The sequence below is a fragment of the Azohydromonas caseinilytica genome, from assembly GCF_012927045.1.
Taxonomy (GTDB): Bacteria; Pseudomonadota; Gammaproteobacteria; order Burkholderiales; family Burkholderiaceae_C; genus Azohydromonas; species Azohydromonas caseinilytica.
Genome location: NZ_JABBFW010000009.1, coordinates 48,399 through 71,928, shown reverse-complemented (window position 1 = coordinate 71,928; position 23,530 = coordinate 48,399). Strand labels below are relative to the sequence as shown.

Sequence of the window (23,530 nt, the reverse complement as noted above, 5' to 3'; positions counted from 1 at the left end):
CGCCCACAATCCCGGCCGGCCGACGGCGGCTACCAACGCCTGAGCCGACACATCCACCCCCAGAGTCACAGCCCCCATGAAGATCCACGAGTACCAAGGCAAGGAAATCTTGCGCAACTTCGGCGTGCCGGTGCCGCGCGGCTATCCCGCGTTCACCGTTCAGGAAGCGGTGGAAGCCGCCCAGAAGCTCGGCGGCAACATCTGGGTGGTGAAGGCGCAGATCCACGCCGGCGGCCGCGGCAAGGGCGGTGGCGTCAAGCTCGGACGCTCCATCGATGAGGTCAAGGCCCTGGCGGGCGAGATCCTGGGCATGCAGCTCAAGACCCACCAGACCGGCCCCGAAGGCCAGAAGGTGCGCCGCCTGCTGATCGAGGAAGGCGCCGACATCAAGAAGGAGTACTACGCTGCCGCGCTGACCGACCGCGCCACGCAGAAAGTGGCCATGATGGCCAGCTCCGAAGGCGGCATGGACATCGAGGAAGTCGCTCACGCCACGCCCGAGAAGATCATCAAGGTCTTCGTCGAGCCCTCGGTGGGCCTGACCGACGAGCAGGCGCTGCAGCTGGCGCAAGGCATCGGCGTGCCCGAGGCCAGCCAGGCCCAGGCCGTGGAGGTGTTCAAGAACCTCTACCGCTGCTACATGGAGACCGACGCCTCGCTGGCCGAGATCAACCCGCTGATCCTGGAAGGGAACGGCAACATCAAGGCCCTGGACGCCAAGTTCAACTTCGATTCCAACGCGCTGTTCCGCCATCCGGAGATCGTGGCCTACCGCGACCTGGACGAAGAGGACCCGGCCGAAGTCGAGGCTTCCAAGTTCGACCTGGCCTACATCTCGCTGGACGGCAACATCGGCTGCCTGGTCAACGGCGCCGGCCTGGCCATGGCCACCATGGACACCATCAAGCTCTTCGGCGGCGAGCCGGCGAACTTCCTGGACGTGGGCGGCGGCGCCACGGCCGAGAAGGTCACCGAGGCCTTCAAGATCATGCTGAAGAACCCGGAAGTCAAAGGCATCCTGGTCAACATCTTCGGCGGCATCATGCGCTGCGACACCATCGCCGAAGGCGTGATCGCCGCGTGCAAGGCGGTGAACCTGTCGGTGCCGCTGGTGGTGCGCATGAAGGGCACCAACGAGGACCTGGGCAAGAAGATGCTGGCCGAATCGGGCCTGCCCATCATCTCCGCCGACACGATGGCCGAAGCCGCCACCAAGATCGTGGCCGCGGTGAAGTGAGCCCCGGCGTCCTGCACTGAATCTCGGAAGAACACCCCATGAGCATCCTCATCAACAAGGACACCAAGGTCATTACCCAAGGCATCACGGGCAAGACCGGTCAGTTCCACACTCTGGGCTGCCAGGCCTACGCCAACGGCCGCGAGTGCTTCGTCGCCGGCGTGAACCCCAAGAAGGCCGGCGAGAAGTTCTCGGACATTCCCATCTACGCCAGCGTCAAGGAAGCCAAGGCCGAGACGGGCGCCACGGTGTCCGTGATCTACGTGCCGCCCGCGGGCGCCGCCGCGGCGATCTGGGAAGCCGTGGAAGCCGACCTGGACCTGGCCATCTGCATCACCGAAGGCATCCCCGTCCGGGACATGCTTGAAGTGCGCAACAAGATGAAGGCCAAGGTCGCGGCCGGCGGCAAGGAAACGCTGCTGCTGGGCCCCAACTGCCCCGGCCTGATCACGCCCGACGAGATCAAGATCGGCATCATGCCCGGCCACATCCACCGCAAGGGCCGCATCGGCGTGGTCTCGCGCTCGGGCACGCTGACCTATGAAGCCGTGGCGCAGCTGACCGAGATCGGCCTGGGCCAGAGCTCGGCCGTGGGCATCGGCGGCGACCCGATCAACGGCCTCAAGCACATCGACGTGATGCGCGCCTTCAACGACGATCCGGACACGGACGCCGTGATCATGATCGGCGAGATCGGCGGCCCCGACGAGGCCGAAGCCGCCCAGTGGTGCAAGGCCAACATGAAGAAGCCCGTCGTGGGCTTCATCGCCGGCGTCACCGCCCCGGCGGGCAAGCGCATGGGCCATGCCGGCGCGCTGATCTCCGGCGGCGCCGACACCGCCGATGCCAAGCTCGCCATCATGGAAGAGTGCGGCTTCAAGGTCACGCGCAACCCGTCCGAGATGGGCAAGCTGCTCAAGGCCCTGCTGTAAGCAGCGCTCACGCGTTCCGCGGCCGCGTCCGGCCGTGGAACGTGCGTTCGTAGTATTACGAACGCTGACGGCAATCTTGCTGCCTACACTTCGGCGGCGATCCAGAGAGGGCTTCGGCCCTCTTTCCTTTTCCTCCTCCTGCCTGCCGTCGTCCCATGGAAATGATGTCTGCCGCCTTTTGGGCGGCCCTCGGTTCGATCATCGTCGCCAACATCCTGCTGTCGGGCGACAACGCCGTCGTGATCGCGCTGGCCGCACGCTCGCTGCCGCCGCACCAGCAGAAGAAGGCCATCTTCTGGGGCAGCGCCGCCGCCATCGTGATGCGGATCGTGCTCACGCTCATCGCGGTGAAGATGCTGTCGCTGCCCTACCTGAAGATCGTGGGCGGCCTGCTGCTGATGTATATCGGCGTGACACTGTTGCTTGAAGAGGACGAAGAGGAGGGCGAAGGCCACCAGGCGCACACCGGCATGATGTCGGCCATCCGCACCATCCTGGTCGCCGACCTGGTGATGAGTCTGGACAACGTGCTGGCCGTGGCCGCCGCCGCCAAGGGCGACACGGTGCTGCTGGTGGTGGGCCTGGGCGTGAGCATCCCGCTGATCATCTTTGGCAGCACGATGCTGCTGAAGGTCATGGAGCGCTTCCCGATCATCATCACGCTGGGCGCGGCGCTGCTGGGCTTCCTGGCTGGCGAGATGCTGCTGACCGACCCGGCCATCACCGGCTGGGCCGGCGGCGAGCTGCCGCACAGCACCGTCAACGTCGCCGGCGCCGTCGGTGCGCTGCTGGTGGTGAGCGTCGGCATCGCGCTGCAGCGCCGCTCGCGCGCGGCCAAGGCGGCCCGCGAAGAGGGCTCTGCGCAGCGCGCCTGACGCTTTGCCTGGCGCGCCATGGCGCGCGCCGTTTTGTTCCCGGCACGCCCGGGAACCGCCACGCCCGGGAGCCTGCGCCCCGGGCGTTTTGCGTTGTGGGCCCGGGCAATGGGCCCGGATGGCACAAGGCTGCGGTAATTACGGCTTGCTGCCGCGGCGCGGCTCTGTTGAAATCCCGTCTCCCGAAGGGGAGTAGCTCCCATTCGCGTTCCTGTGAGCTCACGGGCGCGAAGTGTCGGCAGGTCGTCAATACGAAGCCTCGCGGCTTCCGGCCTGCCGGGCCATAACCATTACTCCAGCCGAGCAAGACCTTCGACGCAGACCGCCCGATCCCGGGCGGGAGGCTCGAAGGCGTCCGCATGCGCGGCGTCGGCGCGCGTTCCGCCGTCCGGACGGTCTGCACAGGTCCTGCAACCCGTCCCTTCGGAGAACCCATGGAGTTTTTTTCGCCCGCCTGGTTTTCGGCTCTCGCCGCCATCGTCCTGATCGACCTCGTGCTCGCCGGCGACAACGCGATCGTCATCGCGCTGGCCGCGCGCAGTCTGCCCACCCACCTGCAACGCAAGGCCATCGTCTGGGGCACCGTCGGTGCCATCGTCATGCGCTCGCTCATGACGCTGGGCGTGGTGTGGCTGCTCCAGATCCCCGGCCTGATGCTCGTCGGCGGCCTGGGCCTGGTGTGGATCGCCTACAAGCTGCTGGTGCCGCATGCCGAGGAGGGTGGCCATGGCGGACCCACGGCCAACACCTTCTGGGGCGCGATGCGCACCATCGTCATTGCCGATGCGCTCATGGGCGTGGACAACGTGCTGGGCGTGGCCGGCGCAGCCCACGGCGCCTTTGACCTGGTGGTCATCGGTCTGCTGATCAGCGTGCCCATCGTGGTCTGGGGCAGCTCGGTGGTGCTCAAGCTGGTCGAGCGCTTCCCTGCCATCACCTACATCGGCGCGGGCGTGCTGGCCTTCACGGCCGCCAAGATGATCGTGGGCGAGCCGCTGCTCGACGCGGTGTTCGATCCGCACCTGAGCGCGCGCATCGCGGCTTACGCCGTACTGGTGGTAGGCGTGCTGGGCGCGGGCTGGCTGGCGACGCGCCGCGCCGCCTCGGCCCAGGAGCACCACGAGTCCCCGGCCGCCTGAACTTTTTCAGCAGGAGAACGCCATGGAGATCATCGCCGCCTTTGTCGATGACGCCGCCCAGGCGCTGCGGGTGCTCAAGCCCCTGAGCGGCCCCGGCACGCACTGGGTGCTGGTGGGCTGCGCGCCCAAGCTGACGCACCGCGTCAGCAAGTGGGTGTCGCACAGCAGCCGCGAACAGTGGCGCACGCGCTGGGCGGCGCAGCTCTTTGCGGAGCTGCGCCCGCAGCTGCCGGCCGGCCGCATCGACACGCTGCTGGCCCGGCAGCCGTTGAGCGAGGTGGCGCAGCAGCTGCAGCAGCGCCATGGACGTGGCCTGCGCATGATCGACGCGCGCCGCCAGCGCCTGGGCCATGCCGGCGAGCCGCTGCCGACGGAGCTGGTGGACACGCCGGCGCCCGACCGCTGGACGGCGCCCATCGCCATCACGTCCGGTCTCACTCTCTTGCTCTCGCTCAGCGACTGAGCTCCGGCCCGGCCGTCCCATGCGGCCGCGCGTGCTAAGGTGCCCGGCTCGGGATGGCTGGGAACGGGCAGCGCGCATGGCAGCGTGGGAAGGGCTGGCGACATGGTGGCGGCGGCGGCGTGAGCCGCCTCCGGCCCTGACGGCCACATCGGCACAGGGTCTGGTGCCGGGCTCGCTGTTCGCGGGCCTGCGCATCGAGCGGCTCATCGGCCGCGGCGCGCTGGGTGCCGTGTACCTGGCGCGCGAGCCCGGCAGCGGCACCGCGCGCGCGCTCAAGACACTGGGGCTGGAGTCCGGCGGTACCTCATTCACAGACGCCCAGCAGGCCTTCATGGGCGAGGCCCAGGCGGCGCAGCGGCTGCACCACCCGGACATCGTCCAGGTGTTCGCAGCCGGCGAGTTCCAGGGCTTGGCCTATCTGGTCATGGAGCTGGTACCCGGCTGCGACCTCACCCGCTATACGCAGCCCGCGCGGCTGCTGCCCGAGCCCCTGGTGCTGGAGATCGGCGCCCGCATGGCCGAGGCGCTGGGGTATGCGCACCGCCAGGGCGTGCTGCACCGCGACGTCAAGCCCGCCAACGTTATGCTGCACCTGCCCACGGGCAGCCTGAAGCTCACCGACTTCGGCCTGGCCCGGCTGCACGACGCCGCGCGCACGCGCAGCGGGCTGCTGCTGGGCACGCCGGCGTTCATGGCGCCGGAGCTGCTGGCCGGCGCCCCGGCCGATACGCGCAGCGACCTCTATGCGCTGGCGGCGATGCTGTTCCAGCTGCTCACGGCGCGGCTGCCGCACGAGGGCGACTCGCTGGGCCGGCTGCTGCAGTCCATCGCGCACGAGCCGCCGCTGTCGCTGCGTGCCCTGCGTCCCGAGCTGCCCGCGGTGCTGGACGAGCTGCTGGCACGGGCGCTGTCCAAGTCGCCTGCCGCACGCGAGGCCGATGGCTATGTGCTGGCGCGTGAATTGCGCGCCATTGCCGAGACCGCCTGGCCAGGAAGCCCAGGAGGCCGATGAGATAATCGGCGGCTCCCTTTTACGGAGACGGCATTGGACCAAAGTCACCCTCGGTGACCGTCCACTCCGACGCGTGACCGCCTGGCGGACCCACGAGGGGTGAGGCGGTTTCCACAACCTCAATGGCCCCGGCGTGCAGGCTGTACGCACGGCGGCTTGCAATACGCGTCGTTGGAGATGGGCAGATGCTCAATGTGTTCACGCTGGAAGCCGGCAAGCTCAAGGGCGGGCTGCTGCAGGAGGAGCTGCACGACCCCACCCCGCTGAACGGGAGCAAGCCGGTCTGGGTCGATCTCGAATCCCCCACCGAAGAGGAAAAGGCCTGGATCCATGCCCGCTTCGGGCTGGAGCTGCCGGCCGACATCGTCGACGAGGACCTGGAGGAATCGGCGCGGTTCTACGAGGAGGACAACGGCGAGCTGCACATCCGCTCGGACTTCCTCATCGACGCCGACAAGGGCCATGACGAGCAGGGCTCGCGCAGCGTGCGCGTGGCCTTCATCCTGCGCGACAACGTGCTGTTCTCCGTGCATGACGAGGACTTGCCGGTGTTCCGGCTGCTCAGGCTCCGTGCCCGGCGCATCCCGGCGCTGATCGAGGATGCCAAGGATGTGCTTCTGAAGCTCTACGACGCCGACGCGGAGTACAGCGCCGACGCGCTGGAGGGCATCTACGACAGCCTGGAGAAGGTCAGCCGCCGCGTGCTCAAGCAGGACGTCAACGACGTCGTCGCCGGCGAGGCGCTCACGGCCATCGCGCGCGAGGAGGACCTCAACGGCCGTATCCGGCGCAATGTCATGGACACGCGCCGCGCGCTGAGCTTTCTCATGCGCAGCCGCATGCTCAACGCCGAGCAGTTCGAGGAGGCGCGCCAGATCCTGCGCGACATCGACTCGCTCGACAGCCACACGGCGTTCCTGTTCGACAAGATCAACTTCCTGATGGACGCCACCGTCGGCTTCATCAACATCAACCAGAACAAGATCATCAAGATCTTCTCGGTGGCCTCGGTGGCGCTGCTGCCGCCCACGCTCATTGCCAGCCTCTACGGCATGAACTTCAAGTTCATGCCCGAGCTGGACTGGGAGCTGGGCTATCCCTTCGCGCTGGCGCTGATGCTGTTCAGCGTGATCACGCCCTTCTGGTACTTCAAGCGCAAGGGCTGGCTCTGAGCGGTTGCTCACGCATTGCGCGCGGCACCGCGCAAAGAAAAACGGGGCACCGGCCGGTGCCCCGTGGCTCATAAAGACTGCCGTGTCGCGCCCCGAAGCGAACGAGGGAGGGAGGGAGGAGGAGAAGCGCTTACGGGATTTCAGCCAGCAGTGCTGGCGGGCATCACGGCAGAAAAAACATGTGCCGGCATCAAGAAAACCACCGGCACGCACATGAGACAACACACCGCCCGGCCGGTTCCAGTGCTGTGATGCGCGGTTACCTTTGCATTGAGTCTGCAACGTGAATTCGGCCTTCTGCCTTGCGGCCACTGGCGACGCACAAGGGCATGCGGACTGCTGTCATGGAGCCATCGCAGGCCGCCCCTAGAATTCGCGGTTCTGCCCAAAAAACCGTCTGCTCGAAACAAGGCTGCCCGTCATGCTGTATCCCGAACTTTTCAAGCAACTCGAAGCCGTCCGCTGGAACATGGACACGGACATTCCCTGGGACCGCTTCGACGCCTCGCAGCTGACCGATGAGCAGGCGCACACGATCAAGATGAACGCCATCACCGAGTGGGCGGCGCTGCCGGCCACCGAGATGTTCCTGCGTGACAACCGCGGCGACAGCGACTTCTGCGGCTTCATGAGCGTGTGGTTCTTCGAGGAGCAGAAGCATTCGCTGGTGATGATGGAGTACCTGCGCCGCTTCCGCCCCGAGCTCGTGCCCACCGAGGCCGAGCTGCATGAGGTGCGCTTCGAGTTCGACCCCGCCCCGCCGCTGGAGACGCTGATGCTCCACTTCTGCGGCGAGATCCGGCTCAACCACTGGTACCGCCGCGCTGCCGAGTGGCACACCGAGCCGGTGATCAAGGCCATCTACGACACGCTGGCCCGCGACGAGGCCCGCCACGGCGGCGCCTACCTGCGCTACATGAAGCGCGCGCTGACGCAGCATGGCGACGCCGCCCGCCTGGCCTTCGCCAAGGTCGGCGTGCTCATGGCCAGCGCCCGCCGCACCTCGCAGCCGCTGCACCCGACCAACCTGCACGTCAACGAGAAGCTCTTCCCGCGCGACACGGTGCAGAGCCGCCTGCCCGATCCCGACTGGCTGGAGCAGTGGCTGGACAAGCAGATCCAGTTCGACGCCGAGTGGGAAGGCAAGGTCGTCGACCGCCTCCTGCACAACCTGAGCCTGCTCATGGGCCGGGAGTTCAACTCGGTGCAGGCGCTCAACCGCTTCCGCAAGGAGCTGGCCCAGAAGCTGGCCGCCAACGACGCCGAAACGGCCGCCACGGCCTGAGGCTGCGGCCCGGCCTGCCGGCCCCGCCGCTTGGCGGCGGGACCGATGCCTTGAGTCCACGTTCTCTCAGCGCGGCCGGTTCACGGCCGCGATCCCCACGCACACCGCCGCCGCCGCGGCCAGCAGCCGCGCGGTGAGCGGTTCCTGCAGCAGCAGCACGCCGGCCCCCAGACCAGCCACCGGCGTGAGCAGCGTGAAGGCCGAGAGCTTCGTCGCCGGATAGCGGCGCAGCAGCTCGAACCACAGCAGGTAGCTGGCGAAGCACACCACCACGGTCTGGAAGCCCAGCATCGACAGCGACAGCGCACCCACGCGCGCGGGCAGCCCTTCGCCAACCAGCATCGAGGCCGCGATCAACAGCACCCCCGAGACGCCCAGCTGGTAGAGCAGCGTCACCTCGGCCGGCGCCGTCGAGAGCCGGCTGCCGCGGATGGCCAGCGTGGTGCAGCCCCACAGCACCGCCGCCAGCACGCCCAGCGCATCGCCCAGCCACTGGCGCGAGCCCGCCGCCGCCGGGCCATTGAAGCTCTCGCCGAAGGCCCAGGCCACACCCGCAAAGGCCACCAGCAGCCCGGCCGCCTGCACGCGCGACAGCCGCTCGACGCGCGCGATCAGCGGCATGCCCAGCGCCACCACGAAGGGCGCCAAGTAGATGAACACCACCATGCGCGAGGCGCTGGTGTGGAGCAGCCCGATGAAGACGCAGCCGAATTCGGCCGCGAACAGCGCCCCGGCCAGCAACCCTCCGCGCCACGAACCGACCGGCGCGCCACCCAGCGCGATGCCGCGCCAACGCGCCCACAGCGTCACCAGCACTGCCGCGCCCGCCGAGCGCAGCCCGGCCTGCAGCAGCGGAGGGATCTCGGCCAGCGCCACCTTGGTCGCCACCTGGTTCAGCCCCCACAGCCCACAGCACAGCAGCACGGCGGCCACGGCACGGGTATCAAGGTTGTTTTTTCTTTCGCTCATGCCATTCCACGGCCAGGGCGCACAGCAGCCCGGCCAGCGCCCCCGCGGCGTGGGCCTGCGTCGCGACGGCGAAATCCCATCCTCCCGGCCGCGCCCCCGGTGACCCGGGCAGTCCAGCCGTCTCCCATCCCAGCTTCAGCAGCAGACCCGCCCACACCGCCGCGCCCACCGCGCGCTGCAGGCCCGGGCGGGCCAGCAGCGCCGTGCTGGCCACCGCCACGCCAGCATGAAGCACGCCCGACAGGCCGCCGTAGTGCGCCAGCCCGGGCAGGCCCCGCAACGCCCACAGCGCCAGGGCCCAGTGCGTCAGCGGCCAGGCGATGAACCAGGCCAGCGCATGGGCGCGGCGCAGCGCCGCCGCCTGGCCGTACAGCGCCAGCACGACCACGCCGGCCACGTTGGCCGCCAGATGCAGCGGCGTCCAATGCACCCAGGCCGCCGTCCACAGCCGCCAGGGCTCGCGCAGCCAGCGGTCGGGCTGGCCATCGAGCAGGGCGACCGGCGCCGGCAGCAGAAAAGCGGCCACGGCACCCGCGGCCAGCAGCGCGCACAGCGCCAGCCAGGCGCGGCTGCCGCTCGCCTGGGCCCAGGCGGCCTCAGCGGGCGGCGGCACGGCGCGGCCATCTGGCAACGACGCCGCGAGGCTCACGCCGCCCGGGCGCGACCCCGCGTCGCTCAATCAAAGACCGCGTGCCACAGCGCCAGCACGGCCTCGCTCGCCGCGGCGTACTGCGCCGGCGGGAACTGCGTGGGCTGCTCGTCCAGCCGCGCGCGGTGCTGGGCGCGGCGCAGCTCGCGGTAGGCGGTGGCCGCCGCGCGGCCGACGCCCGGCGGCAGCAGTCCGGCCTCCTCGGCGCGCTGCATCAACGCGATGTTGCCCACGTTGCCCAGCAGCTCCGGATGGCGCTCGCCATGGGCCAGCACCAGGAACTGCACGGCGAACTCGGCGTCCACCATGCCGCCGGGGCTGTGCTTGACATCGAAGAGCCCCGCCTTCACCGGGCGCCCGGCGCGCATCTTGTCGCGCATGGCGTGCACTTCCTGGCGCAGCGCCACGGCGTCGCGCGGCGCGCTCAGCACCGCGCGGCGGATCTCCTCGAAGCGCGCGCCCAGGGCCGCATCGCCGGCGGAGAAGCGCGCACGCGTGAGCGCCTGGTGTTCCCAGGTCCAGGCCGTGTTGCTGCCGCGGCGCAGCTGGTAGCTCTCGAAGGCCTGCACCGAGGTCACCAGCAGCCCGGAGTTGCCGTTGGGCCGCAGCGCGGTGTCGATGTCGAAGAGCTCGCCGGCGGCGGTGCGCAACGTCAGCCAGGTGATGAGCTTGCGCACGAAGGCGGCGTAGACCTCCGGGGAGCGCTCGTCCTCGTCGTCGAAGAGGAAGACCACGTCCAGGTCGCTGCCGTAGCCCAGCTCCTTGCCGCCGAGCTTGCCGTAGGCGATGACGGCAAAGCGCGGCACGTCGCGGTGCTTCTGGCGCAGGTGCTGCCAGCCCCAGTGCACCGTGCGGTCCAGCACCGCGTCGGCCAGCGCCGAGAGGTCGTCGGCCACCTGCTCCACGGTGATGTGGCCTTCCACGTCGCGCACCAGGGTGCGGAACACCTCGGCATGGTGGGCGCGGCGCAGCGTGTCGAGCAGCGATTCCTCGTCGGCCTGGCCCGAGCGCTCCCAGGCGGCATGGCGCTCGTCGAGCTCGCGCACGAAGGCGGCGGGGTCGAAGCGCTGGTCGAGGATGCGGCGGTCGGCCAGCTCGTCGATCACGCCCGGGTGCCGCATCAGGTAGCGCATGGGCCAGCGTGCCAGGCCCAGCAGCCGCAGCAGCCGCGCCTGCACCTCGGGCCGCTCGACCAGCAGCGCCAGGTAGCTCTCGCGGCGCAGCAGCGGCTCCACCCAGTCGATGAAGCGCAGCGCCGCCTCGCCGGTGCAGGCCTGCTGCTGCACCGCGTCGGCCGCGCGCTGCACCAGCCGCGCCAGGCGCAGCTTGCTCTCGTCGCGCAGCGCCTGCACGCGCGGCTGCTGCACCCATTGCCGCACGCGCTGGCCCAGCGCCTCGGGCAGCTTCTGCAGGAAGGCCTCGTCGTCCACCGGCTGCGGCGGGCTGCCGCAATTGCGGCAGCCGTTGCCGCGCGAGGGCGGCGTGCGGCCGTCGTGCAGCAGGGCGTCGAACTCCAGCGCCACGAACTCGCGCGTCTCGCCCAGGCGGTCCAGCAGCTCGCAGGCGTCGGCACTGCAGGTGAGGTCGAGCGTGCGCGCGATCCAGTTCAGGTCGCCGTCGCCGGTGGGCAGCAGGTGCGTCTGCTGGTCATCGAGGTACTGGATGCGGTGCTCGATGTTGCGCAGGAAGGTGTAGGCCTGCGCCAGCCGCTCGGCGGTGGCCGGCGCCATCAGGCCGGCGACGGTGAGCTTCTGCAGCGCGCGCAGCGTGGAGCGGGTGCGAATCTCGGGGAACTGGCCGCCGCGCACCACCTGCAGCAGCTGCACGATGAACTCGATCTCGCGGATGCCCCCGCGCGAGAGCTTGACGTCGTTGGCGCGCTCGGGCCGGCCGGCGGCGCGGCGCTGGGCTTCCTCGCGGATGCGCAGGTGCAGCTGGCGCAGCGCCTCGAACACGCCGTAGTCCAGGTAGCGGCGGTAGACGAAGGGCGTCACCAGGTCGCGCAGCTGCAGCGCGCGGCCGCTGGTCACCGCCTCGCGCGGCGCCACCACGCGGCTCTTGAGCCAGGCGAAGCGCTCCCACTCGCGGCCCTGCGCGAAGAAGTAGGTCTCCAGCATCGACAGGCTCACCACCGGCGGGCCGGAGTTGCCGTTGGGCCGCAGCGCCAGGTCGACGCGGAACACGAAGCCGTCCTCGGTGGTGTCGCCGATGAGCGCGTACAGCCGCTTGGCCACGTTGGCGAAATACTCGTGCGCGCTGATCGGGTTGGCGCCGTCGGTCTCGCCGTCTTCCTCGTAGACGTAGATGAGGTCGATGTCGGAGGAGACGTTGAGCTCGCGCCCACCGAGCTTGCCCATGCCGACGATCCAGAAGTCGATCACGTCACCGGCGGCGTTGCGCGGCACGCCGTGGCGCTGGGCCTCGTCGGCGCGGGCCTGCGCCAGCGCGGCTTCGAGCGTGACCTCGGCCAGCGTCGTCATGGCGAAGGCCACGTCCTCCATGCGCGCGCGCTGCTCCACGTCCAGCACCGCCAGCCGCTCCAGCACCAGCTGCCGCGCCACGCGCAGCGCCGAGGGCAGGGGCCGGCCGGCGGCGCAGAGGGTGTCGATCAGGGCCTGGATCTTGGGCGTGTCGGGCACGCCTTCTGCCAGCAAGGGCAGCAGGTCGGCGTGGCGGCGGCGAACCCGCTGCACGAAACGGCTGTGCTCCGCCAAGGGCGGTTCATCGGTCGAATCGGTCGGAATAGGTGAAGCAGAAGCCATCGTGCCGGCAAAACCCCATGTGCTAGATTGACCGGGTCATGGAGCGGCCCCCGGAAACTCGTCCGCGCTGGCGTCCGGTTCCCGATCACCCGTAGTACCTGTCGCGCCGCATTTCCGGCGGGCGTTCCGACATGCCTCCACTCCCCTCCGATCCTGCTGCCCGCCGCCGCTTGCGCTGGCCATTGGCTGTGCGGCTGGCAGCCGGAGTGCTGATCGCGGCCTGGAGCTTATTGCTGCTCGCCATGGCCGTCCTGCATTGGGCCATATTGCCCCACGCCCGCGAGTGGCTGCCCCAGATCGAGACACACGCCAGCCGCTCGCTGGGTGTACCCGTGCGCATCGGCGACATCGAGCTGCGCGGCGGTGGCTGGGTGCCGGCTCTGGAATTGCGCGACGTGGTGCTGCTGGACGCGCAGCAACGCGAGGCGCTGCGGCTGCCGCGCGTGTCGGCCGCGGTGTCGGCGCGCTCGCTGCTGACGCTGCGATTGAGGCTGGAGCAGCTGCTGATCGACGATGCGCGCCTGGAGCTGCGCCGCGACGCCCAGGGCCAGCTGTTCGTGGCCGGGCTGCCGCTGTCCACGGCCGAGGACGGCCGGCCCAAGGACACGGCGCTGGCCGACTGGTTCTTCGCCCAGCCGGAATTCATGGTGCGCAACGCGCGCGTGCGCTGGGTGGACGAGCAGCGCGGCGGCGCGCCGGTGGAGCTGACGCAGGTGCGGCTGCTGCTGCGCAACGGGTTGCGCCGCCACGCGCTGCGGCTGGACGCCACCCCGCCGCCGGCCTGGGGCCAGCCCTGGACGGTGCAGGGCCGCTTCACGCAGCCGCTGCTGGCACGCGCGGCCGATTTCGAGCGCTGGCGCGGCACGCTCTACGCCGAGCTGCCCGGCATCGACCTGGTGCCGCTGCAGCGGCTGGTGTCGCTGCCCGCGGCGCTGCGGGGTGGGCAGGGCGCGCTGCGCGCCTGGCTGGACGTGGAGCGCGGCACGGTGCGCGAGGCGACGCTGGACGTGGCGCTGCGCGACCTGGACCTGCGCCTGCCCGAGCGTGAGCCGCTGGCACTGGCGCAGCTGCAGGGCCGGCTGGTGGCGCAGCGCGACGAGGACGATCTCACCGTCACCGCGCAGCAGTTGGGCTTCACCACCGCCGACGGCCTGCAATGGCCCGCCAGCGACACCCGGCTGCACCTGCGCCAGGGCGCGCATCCCGGCGGCGAGCTCCAGGCCCAGCGCCTGGACCTGGGGCTGCTGGCGCGGCTGATGAGCCGCGTGCCGCTGCCCGAAAAGCTCGAAGCGCAGCTGCAGGCACTGGCACCCGAAGGGGTCGTCTCCGGGCTGGAGGCGCGCTGGGAAGGGCCGCTGGAACAGCCCGAGCGCTACCGCATCAAGGGCCGCACCCAGGACCTGAGCCTGGCTGGCGCACCGGCGGACAAGGCCGGCGACATCGGGCGGCCGGGCTTCGAGAAGCTGGACGCCGAGTTCGACGCCAGCGAGGCCGGCGGCAGCGCGCGGCTGGCGCTGGCGCAAGGCGCGCTGGAGTTCCCGGGCCTGTTCGAGCAGCCGCGCATCCCCGTGGAGCGCTTCAGCGCCCAGCTTGCCTGGCGGCTGCAGACGGCCGCGGCCCCGTCGGCGCCGAAGGTGGAAGTCCACCTGCGCGACGCCCGGCTGCTCAATGCCGACGCCCAGGCCAGCTTCAACGCCACTTGGCGCACCGACGCCCAGGGCCGGCTGCCCGGCTTCCTGGACCTGGACGGCAAGCTCCAGCAGGGCCGGGCCCAGGCCGTGGCGCGCTACCTGCCGCTGACGCTCCCGAAGGACACGCGCCACTGGGTGGAGCAGGCCGTGCGCGAGGGCCGCATCCCGCAAGCTGCTTTCCGCGTGCGCGGCGACCTGCACGACTTCCCGTACCGGCGCGCGGGCAGCGGCGAGTTCCGCATCGCCGGCCAGGTCGAGGGCGTGACGCTGGCCTACGTGCCCGACGAGCCGGCCTGGCCGGTGTTCACGCAGGTGGGCGGCGAGCTGGTGTTCGAGCGCATGTCCATGCAGCTGCGCGACGCCCGCGCGCGCGCGCTGGGCGTGGAGCTGGCGGGCGTCAACGGCGGCATTGCCGACCTGGCGCAGGCCCAGCTGCGCATCGAGGGCCTGGGGCGCGGACCGGCCGCCGAGATGCTGCGCTTCGTGAACGGCTCGCCCGTGGGCGAGTGGATCGGCGGCGCGCTGGCGCAGGCCAGCGCCACCGGCAACGCCGAGCTGCGCCTGGCGCTGCAGCTGCCGCTACTGGACATCGACAAGAGCAACGTGCAGGGCAACGTGCTGCTGGCGGGCAACGACGTGCGCCTCAACCCCGACGTGCCGCTGCTGGCCGCCACGAAGGCGCGGGTCGATTTCACGCGCCAGCGCCTGAGCCTCACCGGCGGCGCGCGCGTGCTGGGCGGCGACGCGGTATTCGAGGGCGGCACCCAGCCCGACGGCGCGCTGCGCTTCAACGGCAGCGGCACCGCCAGCGCGGAAGGGCTGCGCCGCGCGCCGGAGCTGGGCTTCCTCTCGCGCCTGGCCGGCGCCTTCGACGGCCAGTCCGCCTACCGGCTGCAGGTGAACGTGCGCCAGGGGCATCCGGAATTCCAGGTCACGACCAACCTGGCGGGCATGGCCTCCGGGCTGCCCGCGCCGCTGGGCAAGGCGGCCGAGACGGCGCTGCCGCTGCAAGTGGGTACGCGCGTGGTGGCCGAGGGTGCGGCCCTGCACGAGCACTGGCAGGTGGAGGCTGCGGGCCTGTTCCAGGCGCAGCTGGTGCGCGACCTGCAGCGCAAGGACACCGACGGCAGCCCGCTGCTGCTGCGCGGCGGGCTGGGCGTGCACCAGCCCGCGCCGCAGCCGGTGCAGGGTTTCAGCATCGCCGTGGCCCTGCCGGCGCTGGATCTGGACGCCTGGGAGAAGACCTGGGACCAGTTGGCGGCCACCGGCGCCGGGGCCAACGGCAGCGGCGGTGCTGCCGCGGGTGGCGGCGCCGGCGGCGAGGACGCCCTGCCGCCGCTGAGCGCGGCGCTGCAGGTGGATCAGCTGATGGTGAACGGGCGGCGGCTGGACCACGTGGTGGCCGGCATCACGCGCGTGGGCGGCGACCCGGCGTGGCGCGCCAACCTGCATGCCGACCAGCTCGACGGCCATGTCGAGTTCCAGCCCGGCAGCGCGGCGCAGGCCGGCCATGTGCGCGCGCGGCTGGCGCGGCTGGCGCTGCCGCCCAGCGCGGCGCAGGGCGTGGAGTCGTTGCTGGCGCAGGCCCCGGCGAGCGTGCCAGCGCTGGACATCGTGGTGGGCGACTTCGAGCTCGGCGGGCGCGACCTGGGCCGCGTGGAGATCCAGGCCGTCAATCGGCGCACCTCGGGCCGCCAGGCCGAATGGCAGCTCGACCGCCTGTCGCTCACCACGGGCGAGGCCGAGCTCAAGGCGCTGGGGCGCTGGACGCCGGGGCCCGACGGGCGGCGGCGCATGGTGATGGACTTCCGCCTGGAGCTGCAGGACAGCGGCGCGCTGCTGCAGCGCCTGGGCTTCGGCGGCGTGCTGCAGGGCGGCAAGGGCCGGCTGCAGGGCGAGGTGTCCTGGCCCGGCTCGCCGCTGGCGCCGGACCCCGCGCGCATGGACGGCCAGCTGCGCGTGGAGCTGGAGCGCGGCCGCTTCCTCAAGGCCGACGCGGGCGCGGGGCGGCTGCTGTCGGTGCTGAGCCTGCAGTCGCTGCCGCGGCGGCTGACGCTGGACTTCCGCGACGTGTTCCTGCAGGGCTTCGCCTTCGACAGCATCACCGGCGACGTGCGCATGGACGACGGCGTGGCCGAGACCAACAACCTGCTCATGCGCGGCCTGCAGGCGGCGGTGCTGATGGAAGGCAACGTGGACATCGCGCACGAGAAGCAGGACCTGCACGTGGTGGTGGTGCCCGAGATCAATGCCGGCACCGCCTCGCTGGCCTATGCCGCCATCAACCCGGCGATAGGGCTGGGCACCTTCCTGGCCCAGCTGTTCCTGCGCAAGCCGCTGATGCAGGCCGGCACGCGCGAATTCCAGGTCACCGGCCCGTGGAGCGACCCGCAGGTCGCGAAGCTGGAGCGCTCGCCCAACAAGCCGCTGCCCAACCTGGATCGCCCGCCACCGCCGGAGGCCGCGGAGGCCGCCGCCGCGGCGTCGAGCCCGCCGCTGCGCAACTGAGCCCGGTCCATCGACCGCATTGATCGTCCCAAGGGAGAACCACCTCATGAAACTTGCCGCCCTGCAGATGGTGTCCACGCCCGACGTGGGCCGGAACCTGGAGGCCGCCGCGCGGCTGATCGCCGAGGCCGCGGCGCAGGGTGCCACGCTGGCCTCGCTGCCGGAGTACTTCTGCCTGATGGGGCAGGACGACCGCGACAAACTGCGCATCGCTGAAGCAGACGGCCACGGGCCGATCCAGGACTTCCTGGCCGACGCGGCCAAGCGCCACGGGCTGTGGCTGATCGGCGGCACGCTGCCCATCCGCTCCGCCGACGGCCACCGCGTGCGCAACGCCTGCTGCGTGTACGGCCCGGACGGCCAGCGTGCCGCGCGCTACGACAAGCTGCACCTCTTCGCCTTCGACAACGGCAAGGAGCATTACGACGAGGCGGTGGCGCTGGAGCCGGGCGAGGCGCCGGTGGCGGTGCAGGCCGGGCCGCTGCGGGTGGGCCTGTCGGTCTGCTACGACCTGCGCTTCCCGGAGCTGTACCGGGCCATGAGCTTCGAGGACGGCCAGGGCCCGTGCGACGTGATCAGCGTCCCGGCCGCCTTCACCTACACCACGGGCCGGGCGCACTGGGAGCTGCTGCTGCGCACGCGCGCGGTGGAGAACCAGTGCTACGTGCTCGCCGCCGCGCAGGGCGGCCAGCACGAGAACGGCCGCCGCACCTGGGGCCACAGCATGGTGATCGACCCCTGGGGCGAAATTCTCTCGGTGGTGGAGGAGGGGGAAGGAATTGCCATCGCCGAATTCAACCCGGCGCGCATGGCGCAGGTGCGGGTGCAATTGCCGGCGCTGGGGCATCGGCGGTTGTGAAATTCACAGAAAATGCCAAATTCAATACAACGTTATTATTTGTCATTTTCACAAGACATTATTGTCCGCACACAATAAAAATTCAGAGCTGACACGACGGCCGGGCGCTTCTTGGTGCCGGACTGAGCCGTGAACGGAAACGGCACCAGCACAACATCGGCAAAACCCAGGCTGAATTTGGATGCGCCGGCCATCGCTCACATCCGGTCGTAGGCGGCGTCCTCGTCGTTGTCCCAAACCTGTGCAAAGCTCGCTTCGCTGGCCTTGGCAGCGGCGTGGGTCAGGCGTTGCGCTTCCTCGCGCTCGCGCAGGAAATCCACGAAATCCTCGACTTCGGCCACGCGCTCCGGGGCAATTGCCGGATCTTTTCGAGCAACGCTTTTTCAGTGGCAGTCATGGCATCGGCTCCTTCGATCCGCTCCCGGCCCGGTTGAGAAACGCCTGATTTTCTAGTGCTGCAGGAATGACGGCGTGGTGAGCGTGGTGTATTGGTCTGCGGCAGTGGCCTGCACGGCATTCATTTCCAGCAGGAAAAACCGCTCTATCCACATTCCCCGCTCCTGTTGACCTTCACCGCCGCCCAAACATCATCTGCCGCGCCAGTGCCGACCTCAGCGGCGGCACCGCCTGCAATAAGGCCAAACCCAGCGCCCGCGCCGTCGGCAATCCCGGCAATTGCCAGGTGAAACTGCGGGCCAGGAAATCGGTGGCGGCGATCACGCTCCAGCGGTCCGGGGCGCGCTGGAATTCCACGCGGCGCAGCGCGGCACCCACCGAATTGCCGCGGCGCAGGGCCTGCACCAGCGTGAAGGCGTCGCGCAAACCCAGATTCAGCCCCTGGCCCGCCACCGGGTGCAGCGTCTGCGCCGCGTTGCCGATGCGCACGGTGCGCTCGCGCGCCAGGGTGCGCTCGGCATTGAGGCCGAGCGCGAAGTGCTTCATCGGCGTCACCGCCACCAGCCGGCCGGCCTCGGGCGGGAAGATGGACGACAGCACCGCCAGGCGCTGCGCGTCATTGAGGTCCTTCACCGGGTCGTCGCGGCTGTCCACGCACCACACCAGCGCGGCGCGCTGCAGGCCGTCGGGCCCGGGCGGCAGCGGCAGCAGCGCGGCCGGGCCCTGGCGCGTGAAGCGCTCGATGGCCAGCCCGGGGCTGCCGCCTTCCAGCGTCACGGTACCGATCCAGGCCGTCTGCGCGTAGTCGCGCGCGATGGACTTGCGCGCCTGCTCGGCAAACACGCCGCCCTCGGCCACCACGGCCAAGTCAAAGCTCTCGGCGATGCCGGCATCGACCTCCACGCCCTGCGGCAGCGGCTTCAGCGAGGCCACCGGCGTGCCGAAGCGGGTGAACAAGCGCTGCGGCTGCTGGGCCGCCTGCTCCAGCCAGGCGCGCTGCAACGGCGCCACCACCGCACCGTAGGACTGCACGGCGCCGAGCATCGGCACCGCTTCCTCAGCCGCGCGGATGCGCACCTGCGGCTCGCCGCCCAGCGGCAGCGTGCCCGGCGGCTGCTGCGACACCAGCACCTCCTGGATCGGCTGCGCGCGCCCGCCGTCCCAGGCGCGCAGCTGCTGCAGCAGCTGCACGCTGCCCAGCGACAGTGCCAGCACGCGCGGGTCGGCGGCGATGTCCTTGTCCAGGGCGCGCGCATCGAACAGAGAGATTTGCGCCTGCGGCAGGTGGCGCGCGGCCAGCAGCCCCAGGGCCAAGCCCACCGGGCCAGCACCGACCACGGCGATGCGCGACGCCGCCGGCGCGGCGGCGACGGAAGAAGCTTGCGAAGCGTCGATAGAGGTGTTCATGCGGTTTGCCTGCCTTGTGCATCCAGGGCCGCCAGCCGCTCGGGCGTGCCCACGTCGGTCCAGCCGCCGCACCAGCGCTGGGCGCCCAGCGCACCGCGCCCGATGGCGGCATCCAGATAGGGCCGCAGCGGCGCCTTGGCACCGTGCGGCAGATCCGCCATCAGCTCCTCGACGAAGGCGCGGCGGAACAGGCCCAGGCTGGTCCAGGTGAAACGCTCCTCGGCCTCGCGCACGGCCAGCCCGTCGCGGATGCCGAAATCGCCCCGCGGGTGGTGCGGCGGGTTGTCGGTCAGCCACAGCCGGGCCAGCGTCCCGGTGGCCTGGAAATCCAATAAATCCTTGTGGGCAAAGGCGAATTCCGGCACGAACACGTCGCCCGACACCACCCAGAACGTGTCACTCAGCAGCGGCAGCGCCTTCTTCATGCCGCCGGCGGTTTCCAGCGCGCCGCCATGGTCGCGGCCCTCGTGCGAATAGAGGATTTCCAGCCCGTAGCGTGACCCGTCGCCCAGCGCGGGCTCGAACTGCTCTTCCAGCCAGGCGGTGTTGATCACCACGCGGCGCACCCCGGCGCGCGCCAGCGCTTGCAGGTGCCATTCGATGAGACGCCGTCCCTGTACGGACAGCAGCGGCTTGGGGGTCCGGTCGCTCAGCGGGCGCATGCGCTCGCCGCGGCCGGCGGCCAGGATCAGGGCGGTCACGGTCATGCGCGGCAGTGTAGGACCGGCCTTCGACCCCCTCTGGCGCGCCTGTGCACAAGGCTGTGGTCAGCTTCGACAACAACTCGGCCTTGTCCACAGCCCCGGCGCCCCGCCCGATGTTTGTTATCTGTTCGCGCCGGAACAAACAGCCGGCCGGTCCCCAGCCTTGAGCGCGGGCCAAGTTCGCGCCGCAAAAGAACAAACTTCGGTTATCCACAGGCCGGGGCGGGGCCTACCACCACGACCACTTTTAAAAATGAACTTCTCTGGAGAAGAAATACAAGCGAATCAGAAGGCGGGGAGGGCGCCAAACGCCTGAAAACGCCGGCTTCGGGAACAAGGGCTTGGACAAGCTGTGTCCCGTTGAAGGCTTGCCCACAGGGCGGAATGCGGGAGGGCGTGCTGGCTTGATTGCCAGAGCGGCGCCCGGGACAAGAACGGGGACAAGCTGTGGTGAGCGGCCGGGTTGCCCACAAGGCCGTTCCAGCAACGGCGAAACCCTCAAAAAATCAAGCGGGACAAGGCTTTGGACAAGCTGTGCGTGCTTCGGGGCTTGTTCACAAGGGGCTGTCCGAAGGCTTGGCCCCACCAACGAAAACGCCGGCATGGAGCCGGCGTTGTTGCTTGCAAAGGGAGGGCTGGACAGCGGAATTCAGTCCCTCACTCGCCCAGCCCGATCGGCGCCGGGGCGGTGTTGAGGATGCGACTGAACAGTGGCTGGTACACGTCTTCGGGCGGGTGGCCGGTGAGCGGGTCGCGGTGGCTGAGGAAGGCGGCGTCGAGCTCGGCCCAGTCCTCGGGCCGCAGGTGCTGCTCGGCCGCGGGCAGCACCGTGTTCTCCTCGGTGCCCATGTGCGAGAGGTAGAAGTCGATGTAGCGCTCGGCCGCGGCCTCGAATTCCGCGCGGCGCGGCTCGCCCATCATCTCGAAGGCCAGCAGCGCATGCTCCAGGCGGCGGATGGCCTGCTCGCCCTGCGCGTGGTCGGCGTCCAAGGCGTCGAGCACGGGACCGAGCTCCGGACAGCGCTCGCGCAGGCGCGGGAACAGCAGCTGGCTTTCCTTGGTGTGGTGCAGCCGCTCGGGGAACTCGTCGATGTAGAACAGCATCGCGCGCAGCACCTCGAAGTTGGGCATGCGGCCTTCGCGCCGGGACTGCGCCAGCAGCAGCGACAGCGAGCGCAGCATGGCCGCCAGGGCTTGGTGTTCCTCGTGAATGACGATGAGGGAAGCAGGGCGCATGGTGGGTCTCCTTCAAGCTCCAGCGTGGCAGCGCGGGCGCCGCGTGCATTGACCTCGCTCAAGCCGGCGTGGCGGCAAATGCGCGTGCGCCGTGCGCGGTTTGGACCGGCCGCAAAAGGGGAGGCTTGGGGGGCGGCATAAAATCCGCGTTTTTGCTGCTCTCAGGCCTGAAACCGCATGGACCTCGTCGCCGATCTCCCCCGCGAAGCCACCCAGGACCCCAGCACCCTGATGGCCAATGCCATCCGCGCGCTGGCCATGGACGCCGTGCAGCAGGCCAATTCCGGCCACCCCGGCGCCCCGATGGGCATGGCCGACATGGCGGTGGCGCTGTGGGATCGCCACCTGCGCCACAACCCCACCGATCCGCAGTGGGCCGACCGTGACCGCTTCGTGCTCTCCAACGGCCACGGCTCGATGCTGATCTACGCGCTGCTGCACCTCACGGGCTACGCGCTGCCCATCGAGGAGCTGCGCCACTTCCGCCAGATGCACAGCAAGACCCCGGGCCACCCCGAGGTCGGCATCACCCCCGGCGTGGAAACCACCACCGGCCCGCTGGGCCAGGGCATCACCAACGCGGTGGGCATGGCGCTGGCGGAGAAGCTGCTGGCCGCGGAGTTCAACCGCGACGGCCACACCATCGTCGACCACCGCACCTACGTGTTCCTGGGTGACGGCTGCCTGATGGAGGGCATCAGCCACGAGGCCTGCGCGCTGGCCGGCGCCTGGAAGCTCGACAAGCTCACCGCCCTGTACGACGACAACGGCATCAGCATCGACGGCCAGGTCACGCCCTGGTACGTGGACGACGCCCGCAAGCGCTTCGAGGCCTACGGCTGGAACGTCATCGGCCCCATCGACGGCCACGACGTGGACGCCGTGGACGCCGCGCTGGAAGAGGCCAAGGGCGTCACCGGCCGGCCCACGCTGATCATCTGCAAGACCAACATCGGCCATGGCTCGCCCAACCGCGCCGGCACCGCCAAGGCGCACGGCGAGGCGCTGGGCCACGAGGAGATCGCGCTCACCCGCAGCGCGCTGGGCTGGAGCCACGAGCCCTTCGTGATCCCCGAGCCGGCCTACCAGGCCTGGGACGCCAAGGAGCGCGGCGCCGCGGCGCAGGCCGAGTGGCAGCAGCGCTTCGACGCCTACGCCGAGGCCTTCCCCGAGCAGGCCGCCGAGTTCAAGCGCCGCATGGCCGGCGAGCTGCCCGCCAACTTCGCGCAGACCGCCGTCGATGCCGCCATCTCCGCCCACGAGAAGGCCGAGACGGTGGCCACCCGCAAGGCCAGCCAGATCGCGCTGGAAGCCTTCACCCGCGCGCTGCCCGAGCTGCTGGGCGGCTCCGCCGACCTCACCGGCTCGAACCTCACGAACACCAGCAGCACGCCCGCGCTGCGCTTCGACGAGCAGGGCCAGCCCAACGGCGGGCGCCACATCAACTACGGCGTTCGCGAGTTCGGCATGGCCGCGATCATGAACGGCGTGGCGCTGCACGGCGGCTACATCCCCTACGGCGGCACCTTCCTGACCTTCAGCGACTACAGCCGCAACGCCATCCGCATGGCCGCGCTGATGAAGGCGCGCGTGATCCACGTCTTCACGCACGACTCCATCGGCCTGGGCGAGGACGGCCCCACGCACCAGAGCGTCGAGCACGCCGCCTCGCTGCGCCTGATCCCCAACCTCGACGTCTGGCGCCCGGCCGACACCGCCGAGACGGCCGTGGCCTGGAGCACCGCGCTGCTCAACAAGACGCGCCCCACGGCGTTGCTGCTGAGCCGCCAGAACCTCGCCTACCTGCCCAAGGCCGGGCTGGACGAGATCGCCAAGGGCGCTTACGTGCTGGCCGAGCCCAGCGAGGTGGGCCTGAAGAAGAAGGCACAGGCCGTGATCCTGGCCACCGGCTCCGAGGTGCAGCTGGCGCTGCACGCACAGCAGCAGCTGGCCGTGGCCGGCATCGCCGTGCGCGTGGTCTCGGTGCCCAGCACCACCACCTTCGACCGCCAGAGCCGCGCGTACAAGACCTCGGTGCTGCCCGACGGCCTGCCGCGCATCGCGGTGGAAGCCGGCGTGACCGACTTCTGGTGGAAGTACGGCTGCGCCGCCGTGATCGGCATCGACAGCTACGGCGAGAGCGCCCCGGCGGGCGTGCTGTTCAAGCACTTCCACTTCACGGCCGAGAACGTGGTTGCCACCGTGCGCACCGTGCTGGGCAAGTGAGACGCTGA

18 protein-coding genes are annotated in these 23,530 nt (G+C 70.2%); 11 read left to right on the top strand and 7 right to left on the bottom strand.

Annotated elements, in window-relative coordinates; all coding sequences use genetic code 11:
* Positions 1–76: 76 nt before the first annotated feature.
* The 8 genes from sucC to HHL10_RS14760 all read left to right on the top strand — a co-directional run bounded on the left by sucC (position 77) and on the right by HHL10_RS14760 (position 8,115).
* Positions 77–1,237, top strand: coding sequence for an ADP-forming succinate--CoA ligase subunit beta (gene sucC, locus HHL10_RS14795; RefSeq protein WP_169161151.1), 1,161 nt, complete (start codon positions 77–79; stop codon positions 1,235–1,237).
* Positions 1,238–1,275: 38 nt separating this feature from the next.
* Positions 1,276–2,169, top strand: a complete 894-nt coding sequence (sucD, locus tag HHL10_RS14790; RefSeq protein ID WP_169161150.1) for a succinate--CoA ligase subunit alpha — start codon at positions 1,276–1,278, stop codon at positions 2,167–2,169.
* Between the two features lie 155 nt (positions 2,170–2,324).
* Positions 2,325–3,044 (top strand): TerC family protein, encoded by a 720-nt coding sequence (locus tag HHL10_RS14785; protein WP_169161149.1) that lies wholly within the window; start codon positions 2,325–2,327, stop codon positions 3,042–3,044.
* Between the two features lie 434 nt (positions 3,045–3,478).
* The gene (locus HHL10_RS14780) at positions 3,479–4,183 is read left to right on the top strand and encodes a TerC family protein (protein ID WP_169161148.1); all 705 of its coding nucleotides are present in this window, start codon (positions 3,479–3,481) and stop codon (positions 4,181–4,183) included.
* A 22-nt stretch (positions 4,184–4,205) separates the two neighbouring features.
* Entirely contained in the window at positions 4,206–4,646 is a 441-nt protein-coding gene (locus HHL10_RS14775; RefSeq protein WP_169161147.1) for a hypothetical protein, read from the top strand.
* A gap of 76 nt (positions 4,647–4,722) precedes the next feature.
* Positions 4,723–5,658, top strand: coding sequence for a serine/threonine-protein kinase (locus HHL10_RS14770; protein WP_169161146.1), 936 nt, complete (start codon positions 4,723–4,725; stop codon positions 5,656–5,658).
* 185 nt (positions 5,659–5,843) lie between these two features.
* Positions 5,844–6,830, top strand: coding sequence for a magnesium/cobalt transporter CorA (gene corA, locus HHL10_RS14765; protein WP_169161145.1), 987 nt, complete (start codon positions 5,844–5,846; stop codon positions 6,828–6,830).
* Between the two features lie 421 nt (positions 6,831–7,251).
* Positions 7,252–8,115, top strand: a complete 864-nt coding sequence (locus tag HHL10_RS14760; protein ID WP_169161144.1) for a ferritin family protein — start codon at positions 7,252–7,254, stop codon at positions 8,113–8,115.
* Positions 8,116–8,181: 66 nt separating this feature from the next.
* On the opposite strand, the gene HHL10_RS14755 is transcribed toward HHL10_RS14760, so the two are convergent.
* The 3 genes from HHL10_RS14755 to glnE all read right to left on the bottom strand — a co-directional run bounded on the left by HHL10_RS14755 (position 8,182) and on the right by glnE (position 12,495).
* Complete coding sequence (locus tag HHL10_RS14755) at positions 8,182–9,084, bottom strand: DMT family transporter (protein ID WP_169161143.1); 903 nt, start codon at positions 9,082–9,084, stop codon at positions 8,182–8,184.
* Positions 9,059–9,697 (bottom strand): rhomboid family intramembrane serine protease, encoded by a 639-nt coding sequence (locus tag HHL10_RS14750; RefSeq protein ID WP_169161142.1) that lies wholly within the window; start codon positions 9,695–9,697, stop codon positions 9,059–9,061. Before HHL10_RS14750 ends, HHL10_RS14755 begins: the two co-directional genes overlap by 26 nt.
* Before the next feature lie 62 nt (positions 9,698–9,759).
* Complete coding sequence (gene glnE / locus HHL10_RS14745) at positions 9,760–12,495, bottom strand: bifunctional [glutamate--ammonia ligase]-adenylyl-L-tyrosine phosphorylase/[glutamate--ammonia-ligase] adenylyltransferase (protein WP_169161141.1); 2,736 nt, start codon at positions 12,493–12,495, stop codon at positions 9,760–9,762.
* 131 nt (positions 12,496–12,626) lie between these two features.
* Between glnE and HHL10_RS14740 the strand changes: the two genes are divergently transcribed.
* The gene (locus HHL10_RS14740) at positions 12,627–16,694 is read left to right on the top strand and encodes a YhdP family protein (protein ID WP_259373254.1); all 4,068 of its coding nucleotides are present in this window, start codon (positions 12,627–12,629) and stop codon (positions 16,692–16,694) included.
* A 46-nt stretch (positions 16,695–16,740) separates the two neighbouring features.
* Complete coding sequence (locus HHL10_RS14735) at positions 16,741–17,553, top strand: carbon-nitrogen hydrolase family protein (RefSeq protein WP_169161139.1); 813 nt, start codon at positions 16,741–16,743, stop codon at positions 17,551–17,553.
* 197 nt (positions 17,554–17,750) lie between these two features.
* On the opposite strand, the gene HHL10_RS14730 is transcribed toward HHL10_RS14735, so the two are convergent.
* From HHL10_RS14730 to HHL10_RS14715, 4 genes are all read right to left on the bottom strand, one after another.
* Positions 17,751–17,894: a hypothetical protein gene (locus tag HHL10_RS14730; protein WP_205833050.1), complete on the bottom strand. Its 144-nt coding sequence runs from the start codon at positions 17,892–17,894 to the stop codon at positions 17,751–17,753.
* Positions 17,895–18,123: 229 nt separating this feature from the next.
* Positions 18,124–19,356, bottom strand: a complete 1,233-nt coding sequence (locus tag HHL10_RS14725; protein WP_169161138.1) for an FAD-dependent monooxygenase — start codon at positions 19,354–19,356, stop codon at positions 18,124–18,126.
* Complete coding sequence (locus HHL10_RS14720) at positions 19,353–20,063, bottom strand: nucleotidyltransferase family protein (protein ID WP_169161137.1); 711 nt, start codon at positions 20,061–20,063, stop codon at positions 19,353–19,355. The genes HHL10_RS14725 and HHL10_RS14720 overlap by 4 nt, the downstream gene beginning before the upstream one ends.
* Before the next feature lie 654 nt (positions 20,064–20,717).
* Complete coding sequence (locus tag HHL10_RS14715) at positions 20,718–21,296, bottom strand: hemerythrin domain-containing protein (RefSeq protein WP_169161136.1); 579 nt, start codon at positions 21,294–21,296, stop codon at positions 20,718–20,720.
* Positions 21,297–21,473: 177 nt separating this feature from the next.
* Between HHL10_RS14715 and tkt the strand changes: the two genes are divergently transcribed.
* Positions 21,474–23,522 (top strand): transketolase, encoded by a 2,049-nt coding sequence (gene tkt, locus HHL10_RS14710; protein WP_169161135.1) that lies wholly within the window; start codon positions 21,474–21,476, stop codon positions 23,520–23,522.
* Positions 23,523–23,530 lie beyond the last annotated feature (8 nt).

Excerpts from the sequence above, each read along its gene's own strand:
- HHL10_RS14735 (WP_169161139.1), top strand. The coding sequence starts at position 16,741 with ATGAAACTTGCCGCCCTGCAGATGGTGTCCACGCCCGACGTGGGCCGG.
- corA (WP_169161145.1), top strand. The coding sequence starts at position 5,844 with ATGCTCAATGTGTTCACGCTGGAAGCCGGCAAGCTCAAGGGCGGGCTG.
- HHL10_RS14780 (WP_169161148.1), top strand. The coding sequence starts at position 3,479 with ATGGAGTTTTTTTCGCCCGCCTGGTTTTCGGCTCTCGCCGCCATCGTC.
- HHL10_RS14785 (WP_169161149.1), top strand. The coding sequence starts at position 2,325 with ATGGAAATGATGTCTGCCGCCTTTTGGGCGGCCCTCGGTTCGATCATC.
- HHL10_RS14740 (WP_259373254.1), top strand. The coding sequence starts at position 12,627 with ATGCCTCCACTCCCCTCCGATCCTGCTGCCCGCCGCCGCTTGCGCTGG.
- HHL10_RS14720 (WP_169161137.1), bottom strand. The coding sequence starts at position 20,063 with ATGACCGTGACCGCCCTGATCCTGGCCGCCGGCCGCGGCGAGCGCATG.
- HHL10_RS14725 (WP_169161138.1), bottom strand. The coding sequence starts at position 19,356 with ATGAACACCTCTATCGACGCTTCGCAAGCTTCTTCCGTCGCCGCCGCG.
- glnE (WP_169161141.1), bottom strand. The coding sequence starts at position 12,495 with ATGGCTTCTGCTTCACCTATTCCGACCGATTCGACCGATGAACCGCCC.
- HHL10_RS14715 (WP_169161136.1), bottom strand. The coding sequence starts at position 21,296 with ATGCGCCCTGCTTCCCTCATCGTCATTCACGAGGAACACCAAGCCCTG.
- sucC (WP_169161151.1), top strand. The coding sequence starts at position 77 with ATGAAGATCCACGAGTACCAAGGCAAGGAAATCTTGCGCAACTTCGGC.
- HHL10_RS14755 (WP_169161143.1), bottom strand. The coding sequence starts at position 9,084 with ATGAGCGAAAGAAAAAACAACCTTGATACCCGTGCCGTGGCCGCCGTG.
- sucD (WP_169161150.1), top strand. The coding sequence starts at position 1,276 with ATGAGCATCCTCATCAACAAGGACACCAAGGTCATTACCCAAGGCATC.
- HHL10_RS14770 (WP_169161146.1), top strand. The coding sequence starts at position 4,723 with ATGGCAGCGTGGGAAGGGCTGGCGACATGGTGGCGGCGGCGGCGTGAG.
- tkt (WP_169161135.1), top strand. The coding sequence starts at position 21,474 with ATGGACCTCGTCGCCGATCTCCCCCGCGAAGCCACCCAGGACCCCAGC.
- HHL10_RS14760 (WP_169161144.1), top strand. The coding sequence starts at position 7,252 with ATGCTGTATCCCGAACTTTTCAAGCAACTCGAAGCCGTCCGCTGGAAC.
- HHL10_RS14775 (WP_169161147.1), top strand. The coding sequence starts at position 4,206 with ATGGAGATCATCGCCGCCTTTGTCGATGACGCCGCCCAGGCGCTGCGG.